The 24736-nt window shown below is 74.5% G+C and carries 16 protein-coding genes; 8 read left to right on the forward strand and 8 right to left on the reverse strand.

Annotated features, from left to right (window positions below):
• Positions 1–70: 70 nt before the first annotated feature.
• A complete protein-coding gene (locus ACFWI8_RS14545) occupies positions 71–1351 on the reverse strand; it encodes a serine/threonine-protein kinase (protein ID WP_387090347.1) in 1281 nt (426 codons plus the stop codon).
• Positions 1352–1473: 122 nt separating this feature from the next.
• Positions 1474–3216 carry a serine/threonine-protein kinase gene (locus ACFWI8_RS14550; RefSeq protein ID WP_387090350.1) on the reverse strand — a complete coding sequence of 581 codons (1743 nt, stop codon included), beginning with the start codon at positions 3214–3216 and terminating at the stop codon, positions 1474–1476.
• 414 nt (positions 3217–3630) lie between these two features.
• Between ACFWI8_RS14550 and ACFWI8_RS14555 the strand changes: the two genes are divergently transcribed.
• The 6 genes from ACFWI8_RS14555 to galE all read left to right on the forward strand — a co-directional run bounded on the left by ACFWI8_RS14555 (position 3631) and on the right by galE (position 13546).
• Positions 3631–6156: an FHA domain-containing protein gene (locus ACFWI8_RS14555; protein WP_387090382.1), complete on the forward strand. Its 2526-nt coding sequence runs from the start codon at positions 3631–3633 to the stop codon at positions 6154–6156.
• Between the two features lie 424 nt (positions 6157–6580).
• A complete protein-coding gene (locus ACFWI8_RS14560) occupies positions 6581–7912 on the forward strand; it encodes an ABC transporter substrate-binding protein (protein ID WP_387090353.1) in 1332 nt (443 codons plus the stop codon).
• 72 nt (positions 7913–7984) lie between these two features.
• Positions 7985–9286 (forward strand): sugar ABC transporter permease, encoded by a 1302-nt coding sequence (locus ACFWI8_RS14565; protein WP_311602817.1) that lies wholly within the window; start codon positions 7985–7987, stop codon positions 9284–9286.
• Positions 9283–10212, forward strand: a complete 930-nt coding sequence (locus tag ACFWI8_RS14570; protein ID WP_387090356.1) for a carbohydrate ABC transporter permease — start codon at positions 9283–9285, stop codon at positions 10210–10212. The genes ACFWI8_RS14565 and ACFWI8_RS14570 overlap by 4 nt, the downstream gene beginning before the upstream one ends.
• 182 nt (positions 10213–10394) lie before the next feature.
• On the forward strand, positions 10395–12587 hold the full coding sequence (locus tag ACFWI8_RS14575) for a CDP-glycerol glycerophosphotransferase family protein (protein ID WP_387090358.1): 2193 nt from the start codon (positions 10395–10397) through the stop codon (positions 12585–12587).
• On the forward strand, positions 12575–13546 hold the full coding sequence (gene galE / locus ACFWI8_RS14580; protein WP_387090360.1) for a UDP-glucose 4-epimerase GalE: 972 nt from the start codon (positions 12575–12577) through the stop codon (positions 13544–13546). The genes ACFWI8_RS14575 and galE overlap by 13 nt, the downstream gene beginning before the upstream one ends.
• Before the next feature lie 4 nt (positions 13547–13550).
• Here the strand turns inward: galE and ACFWI8_RS14585 are convergent, their stop codons facing one another.
• A complete protein-coding gene (locus ACFWI8_RS14585; protein WP_311602814.1) occupies positions 13551–14081 on the reverse strand; it encodes a CGNR zinc finger domain-containing protein in 531 nt (176 codons plus the stop codon).
• Between the two features lie 26 nt (positions 14082–14107).
• On the opposite strand from ACFWI8_RS14585, the gene ACFWI8_RS14590 reads away from it, so the two are divergent.
• Positions 14108–15157 (forward strand): DMT family transporter, encoded by a 1050-nt coding sequence (locus ACFWI8_RS14590; RefSeq protein ID WP_387090363.1) that lies wholly within the window; start codon positions 14108–14110, stop codon positions 15155–15157.
• Positions 15158–15312: 155 nt separating this feature from the next.
• On the opposite strand, the gene ACFWI8_RS14595 is transcribed toward ACFWI8_RS14590, so the two are convergent.
• The 5 genes from ACFWI8_RS14595 to ACFWI8_RS14615 all read right to left on the reverse strand — a co-directional run bounded on the left by ACFWI8_RS14595 (position 15313) and on the right by ACFWI8_RS14615 (position 23914).
• Complete coding sequence (locus ACFWI8_RS14595) at positions 15313–16449, reverse strand: hypothetical protein (RefSeq protein ID WP_387090366.1); 1137 nt, start codon at positions 16447–16449, stop codon at positions 15313–15315.
• A 23-nt stretch (positions 16450–16472) separates the two neighbouring features.
• Positions 16473–17327 carry a polyprenol monophosphomannose synthase gene (locus ACFWI8_RS14600; protein ID WP_387090368.1) on the reverse strand — a complete coding sequence of 285 codons (855 nt, stop codon included), beginning with the start codon at positions 17325–17327 and terminating at the stop codon, positions 16473–16475.
• Positions 17328–17450: 123 nt separating this feature from the next.
• Positions 17451–22418, reverse strand: a complete 4968-nt coding sequence (locus ACFWI8_RS14605; protein WP_387090371.1) for an NAD-glutamate dehydrogenase — start codon at positions 22416–22418, stop codon at positions 17451–17453.
• A 282-nt stretch (positions 22419–22700) separates the two neighbouring features.
• A complete protein-coding gene (locus tag ACFWI8_RS14610; protein WP_387090373.1) occupies positions 22701–23375 on the reverse strand; it encodes an HAD family hydrolase in 675 nt (224 codons plus the stop codon).
• 35 nt (positions 23376–23410) lie between these two features.
• On the reverse strand, positions 23411–23914 hold the full coding sequence (locus tag ACFWI8_RS14615) for a DUF6912 family protein (protein ID WP_387090376.1): 504 nt from the start codon (positions 23912–23914) through the stop codon (positions 23411–23413).
• 107 nt (positions 23915–24021) lie between these two features.
• Between ACFWI8_RS14615 and ACFWI8_RS14620 the strand changes: the two genes are divergently transcribed.
• Positions 24022–24420 (forward strand): Rv3235 family protein, encoded by a 399-nt coding sequence (locus ACFWI8_RS14620; protein WP_311602808.1) that lies wholly within the window; start codon positions 24022–24024, stop codon positions 24418–24420.
• The last annotated feature ends 316 nt before the right edge of the window (positions 24421–24736 follow it).

The following is a 24736-nucleotide window of genomic DNA, read 5'->3' on the forward strand; positions in this document are numbered from 1 at the left end:
GTAACGGCTGGGCGCCGCGGCCAGCGGCGCGCGCCGTCGGCGAGCGGCGTGGCCGCCCGCCGAGGGGCCGCTACGCGGGCTCGGAGAGCTGGATATCCGCCCTGGGTGGGCCGCCGGCCGGCTCGCCGAGACCGCCGTCGCTGCTGTCGCCGCCGGAGAACAGCAGCCAGCCGCCGAGCGCGGCGGCGCCCACGAGGGCGGCGGCCGTCACCGCCAGCCGCCTGCGGCGGCGGGCGGCCGCGGCGTTCCTGGCCGAGCCGGCCCGGCGCTCGCCGGCGGTCCTGATGGTGCGCGCGGTGCCGTGCGCGCCCCCGGCCAGCTCCTCCGCGTCCGGTACCCGCATCCGGGTGTGGGTCTCGCGCTCCGAGTCGGGCGCGGTGCCGCGGACCAGCGGCACGGCGACCCGCCCCGCGCCACCGCCGCCACCGCCCGCGGCGGCCAGGGCCGCGATCGGCTCCTCCGCCTCGACGGGCTCGGGCGCCGCGTCCTCGTCCGGGTCGCCGATGTCGAGTGGCGGCAGCCCCTCCAGGGACGGCAGCAACTCGCGCAGTCGGGAGGCCAGTTCGGCGGCGCGCAGCCGGGAGGCCGGCGCCTTGGCGAGGCACTGCTGGATCAGCTCCCACAGCTCGCGCGGGATGCCGGGGAGCTCGGCGGCCTTCTCGGTGACCTGCCGGCGCAGCACGGCGCCCGGGTGGCCGCCGCCGAAGGGGGTGAAGCCGGCCAGCAGCTCGTAGAGGACGGTGACCAGCGCGTAGATGTCCACGGCCGCGCGGGGCGGCAGGCCCTCCACGATCTCGGGGGCCAGGTAGTCGGGGGTGCCGACGACGCCGCCCTTGCCGCCGTGCCGCGGCTCGTCGATCAGCTTGGCGACGCCGAAGTCGGTGAGCAGCGCGACCCGGCCGCCCTCGGGGGTGTCGAGCAGGATGTTCTCGGGCTTGACGTCGCGGTGCACGATGCCGGCGGCGTGCGCGACGGCCAGGCCGTTGGCGACGGCCGCGGTGATCGCCACGGCCTCGCGCGGCGCGAGGCGGCGCTCGCGCTCCAGGTGGCGGCGCAGGTCGGGGCCGCGCACCAGGTCCATGACCAGGGCGACCTCCTGGCCGTCGGGGGTGTCGCCCGAGTCCGCGATGATCAGGTCGCGGACGCCGACGATGTTGGGGTGTTCGAGTCCGAGCAGGGCGTGCCGCTCGTGGGCGAAGCGCTCGGCCAGGTCGCGGTCCGCGGCGAGGTCCTCCCGCAGGAGCTTGATCGCCACGGGGCCGTCGGGCCCGTCCCCGAGCCACACCGTTCCGGCACTGCCGCGGCCGAGCACACGGTGGACGGTGTAGTGGCTGCCGATGTTCCGTGCCATGGCGTGAGGCTACGACGCCCCGTCAGGTGACGGGACTACCGCATGCCCGGCTTGCCCGGTTTTATTGGCATGCCCGGACGAAATTCCACCCTCGGAAGTCGATAAATCCCCGAGGTCGTCGATTATTCGGGGACGCTGTTCTGGATGTCCTCGACTTGCTGATTGGCCTCCTCGATCAGGCCCAGCCATTCCCGGACGTCGTCGAACCACCCGGTGACGGTGTCCCAGAAACTCCGGCCGTCGGCAATCCAGTCCTGAAGCGGTGTGAAGTTCCAGACCAGGAAACAGATGACGACGAGGATCAGCACCATGAACAGGCAGCCCTTGAGGCAACCGAGCCCCGGGATGCGCATGGGGTTCGCGCTCCGTGACCGGCCGCGCGGCTCGTCGTTCCGGCGCGGGGCCGGCTCCTGGTAGCGCGGCGGCACCGGCGGCTGGTAGCGCTGCGGTTGCGGCTGGTACTGCTGGGGCTGCGGCTGGTACTGCTGCGGCTGTTGGTACTGGGGTGGCGGCGCCACGGGGTAGCCGTAGGCCCCGCCCTGGCCCTGCTGCTGCGGCGGGGGCGCGACGCGCTGCGGGCGGCGCTGGGGGCGCCGCTGCGGGGCGCGCTGCAGGGGGTCGAGCGCCGGCTCGGCGGGCTGGACCCTGGTCGGTTCGTTGCGGTCGCGGGCGGCCCGCAGCTGGTCGCCCCAGGCTGTCGGGAGCTGCGGCTCGGGCGGCGGCGCGCCCTGGGCCGGCATGGCCCGGGTGGCCGACAGGTCGTCGTCGCGCCCACCGCCGCCCTGGCCGTGGTCGGGTCCCGCGCCGTGCTGCGGGAGCACGCTGGTGGCGCCGAAGGGGTCGGGGCCGCCGCCGGAGGCCGAGCCGCCGGGCAGCACCTGGGTGGGCTCGGCGGATCCCGGCGGGCTGATCCCCGTGCCCGGCACCTGGACCGGGTTGGTGTCCGGCGCGAGCAGCGCGGCGACGCCGAGCGCGGCCGTGCGCTGCTCGGGGCTCGCGTTCTCCGCGATGCCGGCGGCGACGGTCCGCAGCGCGCGGGCCAGCGCGGCGGCGCTCGGCCGCTCGTCAGGGCTCTTGCGCAGGCAGCAGTCGATGACGGTCCACAGCGGGTCGGGCAGCCCGGCGGGCCTGCGGGGCTCGTCGCTCAGGTGCCGGCGGAGGATCTCCAGGGTGCTCGCGCCGCCGAACGGCGGCTGCCCGGTGACCAGCTCGTACAGCACGATGCCGGCCGCGTAGACGTCGACGGCCGAGGTCTGCGGGCGGCCCTCGGCGGACTCGGGGGCGACGTAGGACGGGGTGCCGACGAACTCGCTGGCGCGGGTGACGCCGGGCGAGTCGGCCAGCCTGGCGATGCCGAAGTCGGTGAGCATCGGCCGTAGCGCCACGTTCTCGTCGTCGGCGCCGGCGAGCAGCACGTTGGCCGGCTTGAGGTCGCGGTGCACGATGCCGCGGGCGTGGGCGGCGGCCAGCGCGTCGGCGATCTGGGCGGTGAGCAGCGCCGCGGCCACGGGCGAGAACCGGCGGTTCTCGTAGAGGTAGCGGTGCAGGTCGGGGCCGTCGATCAGGTCCATGACCAGCGCTATCATCTCGCCCTCGACCACCAGGTCGCGGGTGCGGACGATGTTCTGGTGGTTGTCCCCGCTGAGCCGCAGCAGCACCGCGCGCTCGCGCAGGAAGCGCATCACCACGTCGGGGTCGGAGGCGAGCTCCTCCTTGAGGACCTTGATGGCGACCCGCTCGCCCGGCTGTCCCGCCACGGCCGCCTCGTCCCCGGCGGACTCGCGCTGGCGGCCCCGGTAGACGGTGCCGGTGGCACCGCGCCCCAGGGGCTCCTCGAGCAGGTATTTGCTGCCTACCGGCCGCACGTGAGCTCCCTGGTGCATCGCTGGTGGTGACGGGTTCGAGGTCCCTACTGTAGTGCGACCGCCCGCGGAGGGGCGGCGCCGTCCGCACGGCCGGTCCTGGTCCTGGGCCACGGCCGGCTCACGTGGGGGGACGCCGTCCCGTGGCGCTTGGTTGCGTTCCACGGTCCGCCGGGCCTTACGATCACCTCCGCCGCCGCGACGAGCCGCGGTGGGTGCCACCGATCAGTTTTGGTCAGAAGTCTTGGTCGGAATCTGGTCAGAAGCAGCCAATCAAGATCACTAACTGTCGGGAGCGCGGCGCGCCGTCAGTGGCGGGTGCGAGGATGCTTTCAGCATCAGCATCCGATGCGACGACTGGTGCGAGCGGGCGCGTGACAGCCGGGGCTGGCGAGGTGACCGGGAGGGCCGATGCCGATTCAGATCAGGTTGACCGTTCTCGGACACGGAGACGCCGCCGCGGGCGTCGACGTGCAGGTCGCCGCCCCCGCCGACACCCCGCTCGCCGCCGTGCTCGGCTCGCTGGCCGCGACCCTCGCGCCCGGCTCCGCGACGCCTGGCGCCGTCTTCTGCGAGGACCACAGGCTCGACCCGAGGCGCGCCGTCCTCGGCCAGCCGCCCCTGGTCGACGGCGCCGTGCTCGCCTTCCACAAGCCGGTCGAGGGCGCGGGCCACGAGCCGGTGCCCGGCAGGCTCCTGGTCGTGGCCGGCCCCGACGCGGGCGGCGTCCACCTGCTGCGCGGCGGCGTCGCCAGGATCGGGCGCTCGGCCGAGGCCGACATCCCGCTCGACGACCCGGACGTCTCGCGCGTCCACTGCGCCGTGTCCCTCGACCCCGGCGGCCGGGTGACGGTCACCGACCTCGGCTCGCGCAACGGCACGCTGCTCGACGGCCGGCCGGTCACCGGCGGCCCGGTGCCGATGCCGCCGGGCGCCCTGCTGCGACTCGGCGAGTCGCTGATAAGGGTCGAGGTCGAGGGCGCGGTGCCGCCCCCGCCCGCCGCACCGCCCGGCGCGCCCCAGGCCCGCAGACGCGGCCTGAAGGACCTGGCCGGGCGGTGGCAGTCCGGCGCCCCGGCCGAGCCCGAGACCGCCCGCACCGCGGCCCCGGAGCCGGCGGCGGCCGACGCGCGCTGGCCCGACCTCGCGGCGCTGCTGCTGACGGCTCTCGGCTCGCCCCGGGCCCCCGCGGCCGGCCCTCGGCTGTGGGAGCGCGGCGCCACCCACCAGGACGCGTTCGGCGTCCGGCTCGGCACCGCGCAGCGCGGCGCCGCGACCCCGAGACCCGTCACCGTGGCACTGCCGGAGGCCGGTTCGCTCGGTCTGGCGGGGCCACGGGAGCGGGTGGCGGGCGTCGCCAGGGCCGCCCTGGCCCAGCTGGCCGCGCTGCACCCGCCGAGCGCGCTCGAACTGGTGGTGCTCGCCCCAGGCCGGGCGAGCGAGTGGTCCTGGCTCGGCTGGCTCCCGCACACCCGCCCCGCCCGGGGCCAGGACTGCCGGCTGCTGCTGGCCTTCGAGCCCGCGCAGGCGGCCGCCAGGATCCAGGAGCTGACCGAGCTCACCGCCCGGCCGTTCGCCGGCCGCCGCACCGTGGTGCTGGTCGACGGCGACCCGGGCGGCCCCGAGGCCAGGGCGGCCCTCGCCCACCTGGCGATAACGGGGCCGGCCGCCGGCATCCATCTGATCGTGCTCGCCGAGGCACCACCGGCCACCCCGGCCTCGCCCACGGCGCAGACGCTGGCCGCCGCCAGGGCCGCCTCCCCGCTCTTCCGCGCCTGCGGCACGGTGGGCCTGCTCACCGGCGCGGTCGCCACCTCGCTGCGGCTCATCGGCTCGGACGGCGCGGAGAGCCCGGCCGCCGGCGCCGACGCCGTGTCGGCGGCCTGGGCCGAGCGGTTCGCCAGGGCGCTGGCGCCCGTCACCGAGGAGACCGCGGGCCGGCCGGCCGGGTCGCCGCGCCAGGCCGCCGCGCCGCTCCCCGAGAGCTGTCGCCTGCTCGACGCGCTCGAGCTGGCCCGGGTCACACCCGGCACGCTGCGGGAGCGCTGGCACCGGCACACCGGCCTGCCGCTGGTGCTCGGCGCGGGCGTCGAGGGCCCGGTGGCCGTCGAGCTCGCCGACCTGACCGCCCCGCTGACCGTCGACGGCGGCCCGGGCTCCGGCCGCACCGAGCTGCTGAACACGCTGGCCGCCTCGCTGGCGAGCGCGCTCTCCCCCCGCGACCTGTCCCTGCTGCTGGTCGAGGGCGCGGGCGCGGGCCTGCGCCCGAGCGCCGAGCTGCCGCACGTCGCGTCGTACGTGGGGGCCACCGACCCGGTGCGGATACGAGCCTTCGCCCAGGCCCTGCGGGAGGAGCTCAAGCGGCGGGCCGCGCTGCTCGGCGACGCCGACTTCGGCCGCGCCCCCACCAGGACCCGCCGGGTCCACCCCCCGCGCCCGGCGGTGGAGGACGACCTGCCGCCGATGCTGGCGCGCGGCAGCGACCCGCTGCCCTGGCTGGTGGTGCTGGTCGACGACTTCGACGCCCTGCTGACCCCGCCGCTCGGCGCGCCGGGGCGGCAGGCCGCCGGCTCGGTGCTGCGGGTGCTCGACGCGGTGTCCGGCGAGGGCCGGCGCCTCGGCGTCCGGCTGATCGTGGCGGGCGGCCGGGTGGCGGCCGGCGCCCCGGCCTGGATCTCGCTGGCCGGCCAGCCGCCCGGGCGCGGCGAGCTGTGGCGGGCCGGCGCGGCGACGGCCTTCCAGGCCGGCCGGGTCACCGGCCGCATCCCCCGCACCGCGACGCTGCGGCCCACCGTCACCCGGCTCGACTGGGCCCGCGTCGGGGATCCGCCGACCACCCGTCCCGTCCGCGAGCTGGGCAACGGCCCGACGGACGTGGCCCTCCTCGCCAGCGCGGCCACCCGCGCGGCGGAGACGGACCACCCCACCGCGACGCTGGTCTGACCGCTCCGAGTCGTGAAGATCGCGCCCTCGGCGAAGGGGGCGGAGAAAACTCATGCGAACCCTGCGCGAGTCGGCCATGTCCGGTGCGACGGTGCTGGCCGCCGTGCCGGCGTCGGCGGCGCCGGCCGTCGTCGGGCGATGCCGTCAGCTTGTGAATGCACACATGCGAACGCATCCAGACTTGTCTGGACCATATCTCGCGCACGGCAATAACATCCCGATCACAAAGGCGACTTGTCTACCGTCTGCTCTTGCCCGGGCATCCTCCCGGGCGTAGGACATTCGCCACAGGACATGCGGTGTGGCAGGCCCTGCAGCCGGCTCGGCGCATTGCCGCACCTGAAGGGGTGAGGCTGTGTTCATGCACGGTTCAGGCCGGAAATCCCGGCGAGGGGCCGGAGGAACCAGGGGGTCCACGCGTGCCGTGGCCGCGGCCGCGCTGACGCTCTCGACGCTTGCGACGCTCACCGCGTGCGGCGGTGAGGAGGGCGAGGACCGGGGCAACCGGCAGTCGACCATCGAGCTGCCGGACCTCAGCGGGCAGAACCTGGAGGTCGCCGCGGTCTGGACGGGCGCGGAGCGTGACAACTTCCTCCGCGTGATGGACGAGTTCGAGCGGCTGACCGGCGCCTCGGTCAGCTTCGTGCCGAGCGGTGACAACGTCTCGCAGTTCGTCAGTTCCAAGATCGAGGGTGGCGCGCCGCCCGACATCGTGATGGTCCCGCAGCCCGGCGTGCTGCGGGAGTTCGCCGCGAACGGCTGGATAGCCCCGGTCGGCGACCTCGTCCAGGAGCAGCTGGACGCCAACTACACGCCGGGTTGGCAGGCCGTCGGCCAGCACGAGGGCGAGCAGTACGGCGTGTACGTCAAGGTCGCCAACAAGTCGTTGGTCTGGTACAGCTCGACCGCCTTCGACTACGCGGGCGTCTCGGCGCCGGCGACCTGGGACGAGTTCGTCGACACGGCCTGGACGGTCTGGGAGTCGGGCACCACGCCGGTCTCGGTGGCCGGCGGCGACGGCTGGACGCTGACCGACTGGTTCGAGAACATCTACCTCTCGCAGGCCGGCCCCGAGGCGTACGACCAGCTGATCGCGCACGAGATCCCGTGGACCGACCAGACGGTCACCGACGCGCTGACCACGCTCGGCGAGCTGTTCGGCGCCAACCAGCTGCTGGCGAACGGCAACAGCGGCTCGTTGCAGACGGACTTCCCGACCTCCGTCACCCAGACCTTCATCAACCTGGAGATCCCGGACGCCGCGATGGTCTTCGAGGCCGACTTCGTCGGGGCCGTCATCACGGACTCCACGGACGCGGTGATCGGCGAGGACGCGCTGGTGTTCCCGTTCCCGGCGGTCGGCGAGGGCGACCCGCCGGTGGTGAGCGCGGGAGACGCCGCGGTCGCGGTGGCGCCGGACGGCGAGGCGTCGGAGGCGCAGGAGGCGATGCTGGCCTTCCTCGCCTCCACCGACGCCGCCGGGATCTGGGCCGAGGGCGGCGGCATGGTCTCCCCCAACCGGTCACTCGACCTCGCCGCCTACCCCAACGACGTGCAGCGGGGCATCGCGGACGCGCTGATCTCGGCGGGCGACGACTTCCGCTTCGACCTGTCCGACCAGACGCCGGCGGCCTTCGGCGGCACCACCGGGCAGGGCATGTGGCAGGGCCTGCAGAACTTCCTGCGGAACCCGGACGACATCGAGGGCGCCCAGCAGTACCTGGAGTCGCAGGCGGCGAGGGCGTATGGCGACTGAGGCCCCGACCGCAACCGACCGGCGGACGACGCCGCGACGCTTCAACGACGACTCATCACGGACGGAGATCTCATGGCTTCCGGCAAGGCGGTGATCAGAGCCCGCCCCTGGGCGGTAGCCAGCTTCCTGCTGCCGGCGCTGCTGCTGCTCGGCGCGCTGGTCCTCTACCCCATCGGGTACTCGATCTGGTACAGCTTCTTCGACGCGTCGGGCGACGAGTTCGTCGGCCTCGACAACTTCACGGAGATCTTCTCCAACGAGGCGACCAGGACGGCGCTGCGCAACAACCTGATCTGGATCATCCTGGCGCCCACGGTGGCCACCGCGCTGGGCCTGATCTTCGCGGTGCTGACCGAACGCATCCGCTGGGCCACGGCGTTCAAGCTGCTGGTGTTCATGCCGATGGCGGTCTCGATGCTGGCCTCCGGCATCATCTTCCGGCTGGTCTACGAGCAGAACCCGGAGCGCGGCCTGGCCAACGCCGTGCTGACCACGGTCCACGACACCTTCGTCGGCTCCTCGTCCTGGCCGGACGCCGAGCCGCGCCCCGGCGGGCCGCTCACCGCGCAGGAGGACGGCTCCTACCTGCTGGACGCGCCGGTCTCGGCCGGCACCCCGGTGCTGCTGCCGCTGGTCGCGGTGCCCCAGCCGGAGCTGGCGGACGCCGAGCCGGCCGCCACCGCGGCGAGCGACCCGGGGCAGGTCACCGGCACGGTGTGGATGGACTTCACCCGGGGTGGCGGCGGCGAGCGGAACGCCATCGACGGCGAGGAGCGCGCGCTCGCGGGCATCACCGTCGAGGCGGTGCGGGACGGCGAGGTGGTGGCCGAGGCGGACACGGCGGCCGACGGCACCTTCGCGCTGCCGGCAGAACAGGCGGACGGCGCCCAGCTGCGGCTGGCCGCCGACAGCTTCGCCGCCCCCTACAACGGCGCGAGCTGGCTCGGTCCCGACCTGATCACCCCGGCGATCATCGGCGCCTACGTGTGGATGTGGGCGGGCTTCGCGATGGTGCTGATCGCCGCGGGCCTGGCCAGCGTGCCCCGGGAGACCCTGGAGGCGGCGCGCGTCGACGGCGCCAACGAGTGGCAGGTGTTCCGCCGGGTCACCGTCCCGCTGCTCGCCCCGGTGCTGGCCGTGGTGATGGTGACGCTGATGATCAACGTCCTGAAGATCTTCGATCTGGTCTACATCATCGCGCCCAGCTCCAGCCAGGCCGACGCCAACGTGCTGGCGCTCCAGCTCTACATCTCCGCCTTCGGCGCCGAGCCCGACCAGGGCCTGGGCAGCGCGATCGCGGTGCTGTTGCTGCTGCTGGTGGTGCCGATGATCATCTTCAACCTGAGAAGGCTGCGACGGGAGAACCAGCGGTGACCGCCACCACCTTGACCGCGCAGGCGCCGGAGCCGGCGAAGGACACCGGCCCGGCCGCCGACTCCGGCCCGCCGCCCCGCTCGTTGGGCTCCCGGCTGGCCTCGTTCGCCGCGAGCGGCGCCGTGCGCGTCCTGCTCGTCGTGCTCGCGCTGATCTGGCTGCTGCCGACCGCGGGGCTCTTCGCCTCCTCCTTCCGCACGCCGCGCGACATCGCGTCGACGGGCTGGTGGGAGGCGCTGACCGATCCCGGGCAGTGGACGTTCGAGAACTACGACGCGCTGCTCTCCAACGACACCTTCACCAGCTCGATCTGGACCACGATCGCGATCACCGTGCCCTCCACGGTGCTGGTGGTCGTGCTGGGCGCGGCGGCCGGCTACGCCTTCGCCTGGCTGGACTTCCCCGGCCGCGACTACTGGTTCCTGCTGGTGGTGGCGCTGCTCGTGGTGCCGGTGCAGGTGGCGCTGCTGCCGGTGGCCCGGCTCTTCAACACGCTGGGGATCTTCGAGACGACGCCGGGCGTGGTGATCTTCCACTCCGCGTTCGGCCTGCCGTTCGCCATCTTCCTGCTGCGCAACTTCTTCGCGGACATCCCGCGCGAGTTGCTTGAGGCGGCGCGGCTCGACGGCGCGGGCGAGCTGCGGCTCTTCACCCGGGTGGTGCTGCCGCTCGGCGGCCCGGCGATCGCGGCGCTGGCGATCTTCCAGTTCATGTGGGTGTGGAACGACATGCTGGTGGCGCTGATCTTCGCGGACGCGGGTTCGCCGCCGATGACGGTGGCGCTCCAGCAGGAGATGCGGCAGTTCGGCAGCAACTTCGACGTGCTGGCGCCGGGCGCGTTCCTCACGATGCTGATCCCGCTGGCGATCTTCTTCGCCTTCCAGCGGCAGTTCGTGGCCGGCGTGATGTCGGGCGCGGTGAAGTAGCGCCGCCCCCGCACCGCCGTCCCCGCACCGCCGCCTCGTGGCCGCCGGTCCGCTTCCCGCGGGCCGGCGGCTACGCCGTTCGGTGGGATCGCGGGCGCGACACCTCGGACCATCCCCGGGATGACGGTACGGAAGAGAGATTGTCAGATCGTCCGGACAATCCCCTACCTGGATGTGGTGCCGTGCCCCGCTTCAGCATCATCGTGCCCGCCTTCCGAGTCCAGGCGTACCTGCCGGCCTGCCTGACGTCCGTGCTCTCCCAGGACTTCCGGGACGTCGAGCTGATCGTGGTCGACGACGCCTCGCCCGACGGCTGCGGCGAGATCGCCGCCGACGTCGCCGCCGCCGACCCCCGCGTCACCGTGATCACGCTCGACCGGAACGTGGGCCCAGGGCCGGCCCGCAACGCCGGCATCGACCGCGCCACCGGCGACTACCTGCTGTTCCTCGACGGCGACGACGTCCTGACCCCCGGCTCGCTCGCCGCCCTCGACGCCAGGATCACCACCACCGGCGACCCCGAGCTGCTGGTGTTCGGCCACGCCCGCCTCGCCTGGCACGGCCGGGTCACCCCCGCCGACCCGCCCGGCACGCTGACCGCGCGTCCGACCGAGGCCACCCCGCTCGCCGGCCGGCCCGAGCTGCTCGGCCTGCCGCCGATCGCCTGGGCCCGCGCCTACCGCCGCGACCTCGTCACCCGTCTCGGCCTGCGCTTCCCCGCCGGCCACTATCAGGACGTGCCTTTCGCCTACCCGGCGCTGGCCGGCGCCGGTTCCATCGCCGTCCTCGACCGGGTCTGCCTGCACCACCGGGAGCGCCGGCACGGCGGCCGGGCCGAGAGCGCGGGCAGCGGCCACGTGGACGTGCTGCGCCAGTACGAGCTGGCCTTCGCGCTGCTGCCCACCGACCGCTGGCGGGCCGCCCTCTACCGCCGGATGGTGGCGCACCTGACCGCCGTCCACCGGGGCACCGCGCTGCCGGCCGCCGACCGGGCCGCCTTCCTGCGCGCCTGCCGGGAGCTGTGCCTCAGGCACCGGGCGGCCGCCGGCGCCACGGCTATCGGCGGCCGGCGCGGCGCCGGCCTCCCGCTGCCCAGGCTCCGCGGCCGGCACGCCTACCGGCTGCTCGCCGCCGCCCGGCGCCTGACGCGCCGGACCCGCGCCGCGCTCGGCGTGCTGGGCGCCCGCGTACGCGCCGCCGCCGCTCGCGCGCGCGCCGTCGCGCTCCGAGCGCACTACCGCCTCCAGCTGCACCGGCCCCTCGATCCCCAGCTCGCCGTCTTCACCACCCACGACCGGCGCTACGCCTGCCACCCGGCCGCCCTGGAGGCCAAGGTGCGCGAGCTCGCCCCCGGCATCCGTACCGCCTGGGCGGCCGGCCCCGAGCACCCGCTGCCCACCGGCGTCCAGCGTCTTGTCCCCGGCACCGCCGGCTACTGGACGGCGCTGGCCCGCGCCCGCTACCTGGTCTCCAACACCGACTTCCCCGCCACGCTGGCCGACCGCCGGGGCCAGCTGCGCCTCCAGACCCACCGCGGCACCCCGCTCGCCCCCCAGGGCCTCGACGTCACCGACCGCGAACTCGACCCGCTGCTGCGCCAGATCGACCGCTGGGACCACTGCCTGTCGGCCAACCGGCACACCACCCTGGCCTGGCAGACCGCCTTCCCGGCCGGCTACACGGTCCTGGAGTACGGCTCACCGCGCGCCGACCTCTTCCACACGGCGCGCCCCGAGGAGGTCGCGGACGTCCGCGCCCGCCTCGGCGTGCCCGAGGGCGCGCGCGCCGTGCTGTACGCCCCCGCCCCGCGGGGCTATCCGCGCCAGCCGCTCGACACCCTGGAACTGGCCCGCGAACTCGGCCCCGACTTCGCCGTGCTGAGCGCGGAGGAGCACCCGGACACGCCGCTGGAGCGGCTCTGCCTGGCCGCCGACGCGCTGGTCACCGACTACGCCCCCGTGCTCTTCGACTACGCCGGCCTCGACCGGCCGATCGTCGTCCACATCCCCGACTGGGAGGCGTACCGCGCCGTCCACGGCACCTACCTCGACCTGCCCGCCGTCGCCCCAGGACCGGTCACCAGGACCCTCCCGGAGTTGGCCGCCGCCCTGCTCCGCCCGTGGCTGTGGACCCACCCGCGCTCGGCCGCGCTGCGCGCCGAGTTCCGCCGCCGGTTCTGCCCCTACGACGACGGCTTCGCCGCGGAACGCGTGGTGCGCGCCTTCTTCCTCGACGGGCGCGGGGTGCCGCCCGTGGTCCCCGACGAGTGCCGCCGGCCCGTGCCGTCCCCCGCCGCCCTCACGCCACGCGCCGCCGTCACGCCGCCTCCCCCGCAGCCCAACGCCCCGAGAAAGGTGAGCACATGTCCTATCTGATCACCGGCGGCGCCGGCTACGTCGGCGCCCACGTGGTGCGTGCCCTGGCCCAGGCCGGCGAGAGCGTCGCGGTCTACGACGACCTCTCCACCGGCGACACCACCCGGCTGCCCGACGGCGTCCCGCTGGTGCGCGGCTCCGTGCTCGACCGCGGCCTGCTCGACCGGACCCTCACCGAGCACCGGGTCACCACCGTCGTCCACCTCGCCGGCCACCAGGACGCCGCCGAGTCCGTCCGCCAGCCGCTGCGGTACTACCGGGAGAACCTGCACGGCCTCCAGATCCTGCTGGAGGCGGTGCGCGGCGCCCGCGTCCCCCGCTTCGTGTTCGGCTCATCGGCGGCGGTCTACGGCGCCCCCGAGACGGAACTGATCACCGAGGACGCCCCCTGCCTGCCGACCACCCCGTACGGCGAGACCAAGCTCGCCGGCGAGTGGCTGGTGCGCGCCGCGGGCCGCGCCCACGGCATCAACACCGCCGCCCTGCGCTGCGTCAACGTCGCCGGCACCGCGGCGCCGCACCTGGCGGACACCGCGGGCCGCGGCCTGCTCCCGATGACGTTCGAGTACCTGCACGCCGGCTCCCCGGCCCGGATCCTCGGCGACGACTACCCGACCGGGGACGGCACCTGCGTGCGCGACTTCGTGCACGTCGAGGACGTGGCCGACGCCTTCGTGGCCGCCGCCCAGGCGCTGGTCGAGCAGCCGACCCCCGACCACCTGACCCTCAACCTCTCGCGCGGCGAGGGCGTCTCGGTCCGCCAACTGATCCGCGCCGTCGCCGAGATCACCGGCCACACCCGGCTGCGCCCCAGGACCGCCCCGCGCCGCCCGGGCGACCCGGCCAGGATCGTCGCCTGCCCCGACCTGGCCGCCAAGCACCTGGGCTGGACCGCGAGCCGCTCGCTGGAGGACATGATCACCTCGGCCTGGGCCGGCTGGTTGCGCACCGCCCCCTGAGCTGTCAGGCGGTCGCCCGCCGCCGCTGCTCGCGGTGGCGGGCGACCGCGTCGTTGTTGGAGCAGCGGACGGAGCAGTAGGCGCGCCGGCCGTTGCGGGAGGTGTCCACGTAGGCGAGGCCGCAGTTGGCGCGGGCGCAGCGGCCCAGGCGCTCGGGCGCGGCGAAGCAGACGACGTAGGCGAGGCCGGCCGCGGTGACGGCGCGGATGTGGGCGGCGGGCCCGGCGCCGGGGAAGCTGTAGTGCAGGTGCGGGTCACGGCCGCCGTGTTGGGAGATGTAGGGGCGGCTGGAGGCGTCGGCCAGCAGCGCGTTGATGGTCTCGCAGCGCCGGGTGGTGTCCTGCGGCCCGAAGCAGGGGGCGAGCCGGCGGCTCCAGTTCCAGATGTCCCCGGCCTCCGCCTCGTCGAGCCTGGGGCGGGAGATGTCCCGCGCGACCAGCAGGGGTTCGAGCTGGTCGGGGGTGGGTGGGGCGGGGAGGTTGACGAGGTCGGCGGCGAGCCGGGCGGCCTCGCCGCCGTAATGGTTGAACTGCATAAGGCCATGACATCACGCTGGACGTCATGAGCACCATCCTGCTGGTACTGGGACAGATCACCTCGCTCCAGCTCGGCGCCGCGGTCGCCAAGGGCGCCTACGAGCAGGTCAGTCCGCTGGCCCTGGCCGGGCTCCGGCTGACCATCGCCGCCCTCGTGCTGTGTGCCGTCGCCCGGCCCCGGGTGCGCGCCCTCGACGCACGCCAGTGGCGGGCCGTGGTGGGGCTCGGCCTGGTCCTGGCGACGATGAACGTGGCCTACTTCGGCGCCCTCGAACGCCTGCCGATCGGGGTGGCCGCCACCCTGGAGCTGCTCGGCCCGCTGGCGCTCGCGGTCGGCCTCTCGCGCCGCCCGGGGCAGCTGTCGGCCGCGCTGCTGGCGCTCGCCGGGGTGCTGCTGCTGGCCGCGCCCGGCGCCTCGCTGGCCGCCGCCGGGGTGGTCCTCGGCGTGCTGGCCGGCGCCTGCCGGGCCGGGTACGTGCTGCTCAACAGGCAGGTGGGGGCCGTGTTCTCGGACTGGACGGGGCTCGCCCTGGCGCTCGCGGTCGGCGCCTGCGCCCTGGCCCCGGTGGCGGCCGTGGTGGACGGCGGCGCGGTGGTGGCGCACCCCGACGCGCTCGGCGCCGGGCTCGCGGTGGCGGTGCTGTCCTCGCTCGTCCCCTACACGCTGGACATGGTGGTGCTGCGGCGGGTGGACGCCCGCACCTTCGGCGTGCTGCTGTCGCTCACCCCGGCGGTCGGCGCGGCCGTGGGCTTCGCGCTGCTCGACGAGCGGCTGAGCGCCCGTCAGCTCGGCGCGATCGCACTGGTGGTGGCGGCCAGCGCCTGGGCCGTCGCGCAGTCGCGGCGCCGAACCACCGAGCCCGTCAGGATCCACACGCCGCGCGCCGAGGCGTCGGACGCGGCGGCCGAGGAGGACGTCTGCCCGGTCTGCGGCCGGCCGGCCCCGGGCTCCGGGGAGCAGTGGACGCTGCGCTCCCGGCACCACTCCTCGCAGGGCTCGGTCGAGTACTGCGCCACCGCGGGCGGCTGCCTGGTGGTGCTGGTGGACGGCGAGATCGTCAAGCACACGGCCTGAGCCGACGCGGCCCCGCCGACAGGCGATCGTCCCAGTCGTCGACGGCGACGCGGCGCGCGGCTGCCGCGGCCGGCGGCCGCGCCGCCTCGGCGCGGCCGCCGGGCCGGGCCACCCGCCACCCGCCCGGCTTTCCAGCGGAGCGCTCACGCGGAGCGCTACGGCGGTCCTGGACCGAGTAGCGTCAGCGCGCCGTAGCAGCCGGAGGCCAGCGCCGCCAGCGCGACCACCAGCGCGCGCCGCCGGGGCGGCAGCCGCAGCAGCGCCATGCTCGCCGGCAGCAGCAGCGCGAAGGCCGGCATCATCAGCCGGGGCCGGGAGCCGAAGTAGCCGGAGCCGACCAGCGAGGTGACCACCACGACGACCGTGTAGACCAGCAACGCCAGCGGCCACCGCCCCCGCGCCAACAGCCACAGCAGCCAGCCCACCAGGGCCAGCGCGGCGGCCAGGCCGATCCCGCCGATCACGTTGCCCGTCAGGTTCTCCCAGACGAAGCCGAGCAGCGCCAGACCGCCGTCGAAGCGGTTGCCCCACTCCGCCTGCACCTCGAAGTAGCCGAACGGGCCGCCCCGCCGCACCCCCACGTAGACCACGTAGCCGAGCCAGCCGAGCGGCGCCAGCGCCACGCCGAGCAGCAGCCGCGGCGACGCCCGCCGCGCCCGCCACACCTGGACGGCGGCCGGCAGCCACACGGCGGCCACCACGGCCGCGCCGCTGGGGCGGGTCAGCCCGGCCGCGAGCGCCAGCGCGCCGGCCCACACCCAACGCCCGGTGAGCACCGCGTACAGCGCCCAGGCGGCGAGCGCGGTGAACAGCGTCTCGGTGTACGCCATCGACTGGACGAAGGCCGTCGGGTACGCGCCCCACAGCGCCGCCAGCAGCACGCCGGCCGCCCGCCGCCCGGTGACCAGCGCGGTGACGGCGTAGATCCCCCAGGCGGCGGCCAGCGCGGCGACCTGGGAGACCAGCAGCCCCGCGTCACCCGCCCCGAGCGGGGTGACGGCGGTGACCGCCCGCTCCAGCGCCGGCAGCAGCGGGAAGAACGCCAGGTCGGAGTGGACGCCGCCGTCCGCGAGCCGCACCTCGTAGCCGTAGCCGCCCTCGGCGATCCTGGCGTACCACAGCGAGTCCCAGCGGGCGGTCAGCAGCGTGTGGGGACTCCGGTCCTCGACGGCCGCCCAGATCGCCAACAGGATCAGCCCCGTCGCCCGCACCCCGGCGTACGCCAGCAGCGCGGGCGCCGCGGCGCGCGGCGTCGGCGATCCCGCGCCGGGCGACGCCGACGGCTCGTCCACGCCCTCCGAAGACCGCGACGAGGTCAGGGCCACCGGCGGTCAGTCCCCGCCCGGCGGCGCGCGGCCGGACGGATCACGGCGCCCACCCGCCCGGTCCGACCCGCGGCGAGGTCGCCGAGCAGCAGCCGCCAGGGCAGCACCGCCGCCTCCAGCTGCACCCCGGCCGACATCTTCGAGGCGCCCTGCCGGCGCTCCTCGAAGCGGATCGGGATCTCCACGGCCGGGCAACCGGCGCGCACCGCCGCGTACTTCAGCTCGACCTGGAAGCAGTACCCGTTGCTGCGGACCTCTTCCAGGCGGAGCGCGCGCACCACGTCGGCGTGCCAGAGCACGAAGCCGGCGGTGGCGTCCCGCAGCCCGGTGCGCAGCACCGCGCCGACGTAGCGGTTGGCCCAGCGGGAGAGCAGCCGCCGGTGCGGGGCCCACTCACTGGCGAGCCGACCACCCGGCACATAGCGGCTGCCGACCACGAAGCCGGCGCCGGTGGCCAGGGCGCTGCCGATCAGCTGCGGCACGTAGGCCACGGCGTGGCTGCCGTCCGCGTCCATCTGGAGCACGTACTCGGCGCCCCGCTCGACGGCCCTGGTCATCCCGGCGACATAGGCACGGCCCAGGCCGTCCTTGACGGTGCGGTGCAGCACCTCGACCCGGCCAGGGTGGCTCTCGGCCAGCTCCTCGGCGATCCGCCCCGTGCCGTCCGGGCTGTTGTCGTCCACCACGAGCAGCCGCAGCCCGGGCAGCGGCAGCGCGAGCAGCTCCTCGGCGATGACCGGCAGGCTCTCGGCCTCGTTGTACGTGGGCATCACCACGGTGACCGCCACGTCACCGCACGCCTCGATCCACGCGGGGGCCGAGCCCTCGGGCGCCGCACCCGCCATGGTCCGCTCCAGTCGCTCGTGAGGCTGATGATCCGAACGACATCGTAACCATGGCCGTCCAGAGCCCCGGGAGGTGCGTGCCGGGAAGCCGGGGGGTCGCTTCCCGGCACGCGGTCTCGCGGGTCAGCGGTTGCTGCGCAGCAGGGTCCGCATGGTCCGCATGGCCACCGAGAGGTTCGCCAGGTCGAAGCTCTCCGAGGACTGGATGTCCCGCAGGGTGGTGCGGGCCCGGCCCAGGATCGCCGCGCTGCGCTGGGCCCAGGCCGCGAACCGCTCCTCGGGGGTGGCGTCCGCGTCGCCCTCGGCCAGCACGTCCGCCGTGATCAGCTGGTGCGCGGCGTACAGGTCCTCGCGGATCGCGGTGCGCGCCATGGACTGCCAGCGGTCGGCCCGCGGCAGCTCGCTGATCCGGTCCTGGAGCTGGGTGATGCCCAGCTCGTCGCTGAGGTGGAAGTAGACCTCGGCGACGTCCAGCAGCTCCCGGCCCGTGCGGTCGGCGACGGCCACGATGTCGAGCGCGGGGAAGACCGCCGAGAACCCGGCCACCTGCTGGGCCAGCTCCGCCGGCACGCCCGAGCTCACGAGGTCGTCGTGCAGGCTGGCGTGCCACTCCAGGTCGCGGCCGCGCAGCAGCTTGGGCAGCTCCTGCCAGACCCGGCCGACCCGCTCGCCGAACAGCTCGATGGTGTCGGTCAGCTGCAGCGGCTGCGGGCGGTTGTTGAGCAGCCAGCGGGCACCGCGCTCCACCAGCCGCCTGGCGTGCAGCCTGATCCTGGTGAGGGTGGCGGCCGCCACCTGGTTGTCCAGGCTCTCGGCGGTGTCCCAGATCCCGCCCAGGCCGAAGATCGCGCGGGAGGCGGTGTGCGCGCGGACGACCTCCTCCGTGGAGGCGCCCGACTCCTCCTGCATCCGGTGGACGAAGGAGCAGCCGCCGACGTTGATCGTGTCGTTCACCAGGAGGGTGGTGATGATCTCGCGGCGCAGCGCGTGGCCCTCGACGCGGTCGGGGAACCGCTCGCGCAGGGCGGTCGGGAAGTAGGCGTAGAGCAGCCGGCTGACGTAGGGGTCGTCGGGCAGCCCGGTGGCGAGCAGCTCGGCGGTGACGGTCAGCTTGGCGTAGCCGAGCAGCACCGACAGCTCGGGCTGGGTGAGGCCGCGGCCGACGGCCCGACGATCGCGGAACTCGTCGTCCGAGGGCAGGAACTCGAGGTCCCGGTCGAGCCGGCCGCTCTCGCTGAGCCTGCGGATCAGCCGCTGGTGCGCCTGGACCAGGCCTGGCGCGGTGGCCTCGCTGTTGGCCAGCACCACGTTCTGCGCGTAGTTGTTGCGCAGCACCAGGGCGGCGACCTCGTCGGTCATCTCGGCGAGCAGCGCGTTTCGCTGCTTGAGGGTCAGGTCGCCGTTGGCCACCACGGAGTTGAGCAGGATCTTGATGTTGACCTCGTGGTCCGAGGTGTCGACGCCCGCGCTGTTGTCGATGGCGTCGGTGTTGCACCGGCCGCCGGCCGCCGCGAACTCGATCCTGCCGCGCTGGGTGAGGCCCAGGTTGCCGCCCTCGCCGACGACCTTGGCCCGCAGGTCCCGGCCGTCGACCCGGATCGCGTCGTTGGCCTTGTCGCCCACGTCGGCGTGGGTCTCGGCCGAGGACTTCACATAGGTGCCGATGCCGCCGTTCCACAGCAGGTCGACGGGGGCGCGCAGGATGGCCTGCATCAGCTCGGCCGGGGTGAGCGCTGCGACGTCGGACCCGATCCCGAGGGCCGCGCGGACCTGCGGGGTGACGGGGATGGACTTCGCGGTCCTCGGGTGGACGCCGCCGCCCTTGGAGATCAGCGAGGTGTCGTAGTCGGCCCAGGACGAGCGGGGCAGCTCGAACAGCCGGCGCCGCTCGGCGTAGGAGACGGCCGCGTCCGGCTCGGGGTCGAGGAAGATGTGCCGGTGGTCGAAGGCGGCGACCAGCCTGATGTGCTCGGAGAGCAGCATGCCGTTGCCGAAGACGTCGCCCGACATGTCGCCGATGCCGGCGACCGTGAAGTCCTGGGTCTGGGTGTCGTGGCCCAGCTCCCTGAAGTGCCGCTTGACGGACTCCCAGGCGCCCCGGGCGGTGATGCCCATGCCCTTGTGGTCGTAGCCGGCGGAGCCGCCGGAGGCGAAGGCGTCGCCCAGCCAGAAGCCGTAGGCCTGGGCGACCTCGTTGGCGATGTCGGAGAAGGTGGCGGTGCCCTTGTCGGCGGCGACCACCAGGTAGGTGTCGTCGCCGTCGTGCCGCACCACGTCGGCCGGCGGCACGACGCGGCCCTCCACCAGGTTGTCGGTGATGTCGAGCAGGCCCGAGATGAACGTGCGGTAGCAGGCGATGCCCTCGGCCAGCCAGGCGTCCCGGTCCTCGGCCGGGCTCGGCAGCTGCTTGCCGACGAAGCCGCCCTTGGCGCCGACCGGCACGATCACCGTGTTCTTCACCTCCTGGGCCTTCACCAGGCCCAGGATCTCGGTGCGGAAGTCCTCCCGGCGGTCGGACCAGCGCAGGCCGCCGCGGGCGACCTTGCCGAACCGCAGGTGGACGCCCTCGACGCGCGGCGAGTACACCCAGATCTCGAAGGCCGGGCGCGGCTCGGGCAGGTCGGGGATGCCCTTGGGGTCGAGCTTGAGGGACAGGTAGCCGTGCGGCTTCCCGTCCTGGTCGGACTGGCCCCTGCCCTTGCTTCCATCGCTGGCGCTCTGGAAGTAGTTGACCCGCAGGGTGGCCTTGATGACGTTGAGGAACGCGCGCAGGATGCGGTCCTCGTCCAGGTTGACCACCTGTTCCAGGGCGCCGTCCAGCTCCTCGAGCAGCCCGTCGGTCAGCTCGCGGCCGGCACTCTGCCGCTGCGGCGCGTGCCGGGCCTCGAACAGGTTCACCAGGAGGCGGGTGGTGTGCACGTTCCGCTGGAGGGTGACCTCCATGCGCTCCTGGGTGAAACGGGCGCCGGCCTGCCACAGGTACTTGGCGTAGGCCCGCAGCACCATCGCCTCCCGCCAGGTGAGCCCGGCGGAGAGCACCAGCGCGTTGAACCCGTCGTTCTCCGCGGCGCCGGTCCAGGCGGCGGCGAACGCGTCCTGGAACCGCTCGCGGGCGTCGGCGCCGAGGCCGGCGGCCAGCGCCTCGGGGATCCGGATGCCGAAGTCGTAGATCCAGGCGGTGGACCCGTCCCCGACGCGCAGCTCGTACGGCCGCTCGTCGACGACCTCGACGCCCAGGCACTGGAGCACCGGCAGCACGGCGGAGAGCGAGACCGGCTCGCCGATCCGATAGATCTTGAACCGCCGCTCGCCGGGCGCCGCGTCGACCGGCTCGTAGAGGCTGAGCGCGAAGTCCCGCTCGCCGCCATGCTCCAGGCTCACCACGTACTGGAGGTCGGCGACGGCGGCGCGCGGCGAGAAGTCCGCCTTGTAGCCCTCGGGGAAGGCGCTCGCGTAGCGACGGCCGAGCTCGGCGGCGCGTTCCTCGCCGCACTCGGCGAGCAGCGCGTCCGTGAAGCCGTCGGCCCAGGAGCGCGACGCCTCGGCCAGCCGGGCCTCGATCCGCTCGACGGCGGCGTCGGTGAGCTCGGGCAGCTCGGTGCCGGCCGGCACCCGGATCACGAAGTGCAGCCTGGACAGCACGGACTCGGTGTTCCAGGCGGTGAAGTCGACGTTGCTGCCGCCGAGTTCCTCGACGAGGATGTCGGTCAGCCGCAGCCGGACCGAGGTGGTGTAACGATCCCGCGGCAGGTAGACCAGGGCCGAGTAGTAGCGGCCGTACTCCTCCTGCCGAAGGAACAGCCGCAGCCGGCGGCGCTCCTGGAGGTGGAGCACGGAGCCGGTGATGCTGCCCAGCGTCTCGACCGGGGTCTGGAACAGCTCGTCGCGCGGGTAGGTCTCCAGGATCTGCAGCAGGTCCCGACCGCTGTGGCTGTCGGCGCCGAAGCCGGCCCGGTCAAGCACCTCGGCGACCTTGCGGCGGATGACGGGGATCCGGCGCACCGAGCCGGTGTAGGCGGCGGCCGAGAACAGGCCGAGGAAGCGGCGCTCGCCCACCACGTTGCCCTGGGCGTCGAACTTCTTGACGCCCACGTAGTCCAGGTAGGACCTGCGGTGCACGGTCGCGCGGCTGTTGGCCTTGGTGAGGATCAGCAGCTTGGGCTCGCGGGCCTTGGCCCGGGCGGAGGGCGAGAGCCTGCTGAACGCCGCAGAGGCGGTGGGGTTCGCCGAGTCCGGGTCGTGGGCCGGGTCGGAGCGCAGGATGCCGAGACCGGTGCCGGGGACGGCGCGCAGCACGTCGCCCTCGCCGCCGTTGTCCTCGCGGGCCAGCTCGTACTCGCGGTAGCCGAGGAAGGTGAAGTGGTCGGCCGCGAGCCAGCGCAGCAGCTCCCTGGCCTCCTCGACGTCGGGCTCGGTGAGCTCGGCGGCGAGCGGCTCGCCGGGCAGCTCCTCGGCGATGCGCAACGCGGTGCCGCGCATCTTCTGCCAGTCCTCGACGGCCTCGCGGACGTCGCGCAGCACCCGGCGCAGGTCGGCCTCGATGCGCCGCAGGTCCTCGCTGTCGGTCTCACGGTCGATCTCGACGTGGATCCAGGACTCCAGGACGGCGTCGGCGGGGCGCTCGGCGGCGCCGCCGTTGGTGTCGAGCACCTCGACGAGCCGACCGGTCACGTCGCGACGGACCAGGACCTGGGGGTGGACGACCACGTGGATGCCCCGGCCCTGCCGGGACAGCTCGTTGGTCACCGAGTCGACCAGGAACGGCGCGTCGTCGGTGACGACCTCGACGACGGTGTGGCTGGAGGACCAGCCGTTCTGCTCGACCGTGGGGGTGTGGACGCGCACGTTCGCCGTGCCCTGCGGGCGGTTGGCGGCGAGCCGGTAGTGGGACACGGCGGCGCCGTAGACGTCGACCGGGTCGCGGCCGGCGATGTCCTCGGGGGCGATGAAGAGGTAGTAGCGCTGGAGGTAGGCGCTGAGCACGGCGGAGTCCATGCCGTGGCCGGGCGGGCCTCCGGCGACACCGTGCTCCGCTACCTGGGCGGCTTGTGCCAGCAGTTCGGCTTTGGCTTCGTCCAGCTTGTTGTGCATGTCCTCTGGCTCCTGTCGCGCACCGTCGGGCGACGTCGGGGTTCGGTCACCGGGCAGCGCTCGATCTCGTGAGGCTCGATCTCGTTGATCACGCGGATCGTGGGAATCGGGTGACGGGGAAGGCTCCCGGCGGAACGGACCAGCGACGGGGCCGGCCCGGCTATCCGCCGGGCGCCCGAGGAGGCGGCGCTGCCTCCGGCCGGAACGCCGGCCGCTATCGCGCTGATCACGGACACCAGGCTATCCCCACCGGCCCCGGCGCAGGGCCCCAGTTGAGCAAGATCAGAGGGTAGCGGGGGCACCTGTGACCAACTCCTCAGCAACGCGCACCGCGTCCGCGAGGCTGTCGACCACGGGCACTCCGGCGCGCGCGAGACTGCGCCGGCTGTGCGACCCCCCGCTGTAGAGCACGGCCTTGGCCCCCACGTGCCGGGCGGCGACCGCGTCGTCCACCGCGTCGCCGATGACCACCACCGAGCCGGGCTCGACCCCGCCGAGCGCGGCCACGTGGCGGGCCATCTGCTCGGCCTTCCCGGTGACGCTCCCGCCGCCGGTGCTGCCGTCCACCCGGGTGAAGTGCTCCGCGACGCCGAGCCGCGCGAGCAGCGGCAGCAGCTGCTCGTGCGCGGCGAGCGAGCACACCGACTGGGTGCGGCCGGCCGCCCGCCAGGCCGCCAGCAGCTCGGCCGCGCCCTCGGCGAGCGCCACGCCGGCGACCAGCGCCCGGTAGTGCCGGTGGAAGGCGCCGTCGAGCACCTCCCACTCCTCCCCCACGACCGGCCGCCCCAGCAGCCGCTCATAGAACAGGGGCACCGGCACGCAGAACAGCTCCCGGTACCGCTCAAGCGTGATCGGCGGTATCCCCAGCTCCTCGAACGAGGCGTTGGTCGCCTCCACCACCACGCCGGTGTCGTGCAGCAGGGTCCCGTTCCAGTCCCACACGAGATGTGTCGCCATGACCCTCACGGTACGGGGAGCCACTGACAACCGGGTTACAGAAGGTGATCGATCTCCTGCACGCCGTACCACAGCAGCTCGTGGTCGGCGGCACCGTCCACCACGAACTGCGCGTCGTCGTCCCCCAGGTCGGCGGCGCCGAGCGCGGCGGCGGCCGCGGCGATGTCGGACTCCGCGTCCGGCGCGTCCACGTGCACCGAGGCCAGTCTCGCCACCGGCACGGCCTCCGTCAGCCGCACCTCGGCCAACGCCTCCGGGTCCATGGCCCGGTCCGGGTCGGCGAACGCGGCACGGTCCGGCACGTCGGCGGCGAGCACCACCCGACGCCTGACGACCTCGGGATTCACGGCCAGCAGCCGGAGCGAGGCCTGCGCGGCGCGGCTCATCGCCGCGTACTCCAACTCCTCCTGGTCGCCGGAGAGGTACCACTCGCGCAGGGCCGGGGTGACGGCGTAGGCGACGAGCGGCGCCGGCCCGGCCTCTCCCGACCGGTGCAGCTCCGCGAGCCCGGCGAGGGTGAGGGGCAGGTAGACACGCATGGCCGGTCACTGTACCAGCCGAGCCCGATCTTGCCGCTGGGTGACCGAATGGCTACAATCCGCCACAGTTACCAGCGAGTAGCTTTTTATCGGGGGTGGTATTCCAGATGAGAACCAGCAATCGCCGGCCCGCCAACCGCCAGGACTCGCGGCGCCCGAACCGGCCCCTGCCGGCTCGCCGACCGGGACCCCAGGACTGGTTCGCACACCGGCTGCTGCTGATCCTCAGCGGTCAACGACCGGTCCACACGCTGCTGGGCCACGTCCGCGAGCACGCCTACGAACAACTCATCGGCCTGGCGCCCCACACGCCACTCCGCCCGGCGCCCGGCGAGAACGGCACCCTCGCCCTCCGCGCGGTCGGCGTCTGCCGCCCCTCCCCCGACGCGATCGAGGCCTTCGCCCGCATCACCAGCGGCCCCAGGACCCGCGCGTTCGCCTTCCGGCTGGAACGGATCGACGCGCGCTGGCAGTGCGTGGCGATCGAACTGGACACCGTCCCCTAGCCACGCCGTCAGCGCGTGGCGCTCCGCGCGGGGGTGGCGGTCCAGTGCGGGTGCCGGTGCCCGGCCGCGCTGTGCGCGCGGGGGTAGGCGGGCCGCGGCGGCCGCGCCGCCGGGTGCCGTGGCGCTTCGCGCCGGGATGTTCCCCACCCACCCGCCCTTTTCCGCGCTTCGCGCGGGGGCCTGACCGCGCTGCGCGCGGTACAAGGCCCGCCAGGGCCGAGGGCCCGCGGCGGCTACGCCGCCGGGCCACGCGGCCCGTGCCGCGCGAGGCCACCCTCCCCCAGCTAACGCTGGGAGGTGCCCCCAGGGGCGGGTG

This window comes from Streptomyces sp. NPDC127098 (assembly GCF_042722465.1).
GTDB lineage: Bacteria > Actinomycetota > Actinomycetes > Streptomycetales > Streptomycetaceae > Streptomyces > Streptomyces millisiae.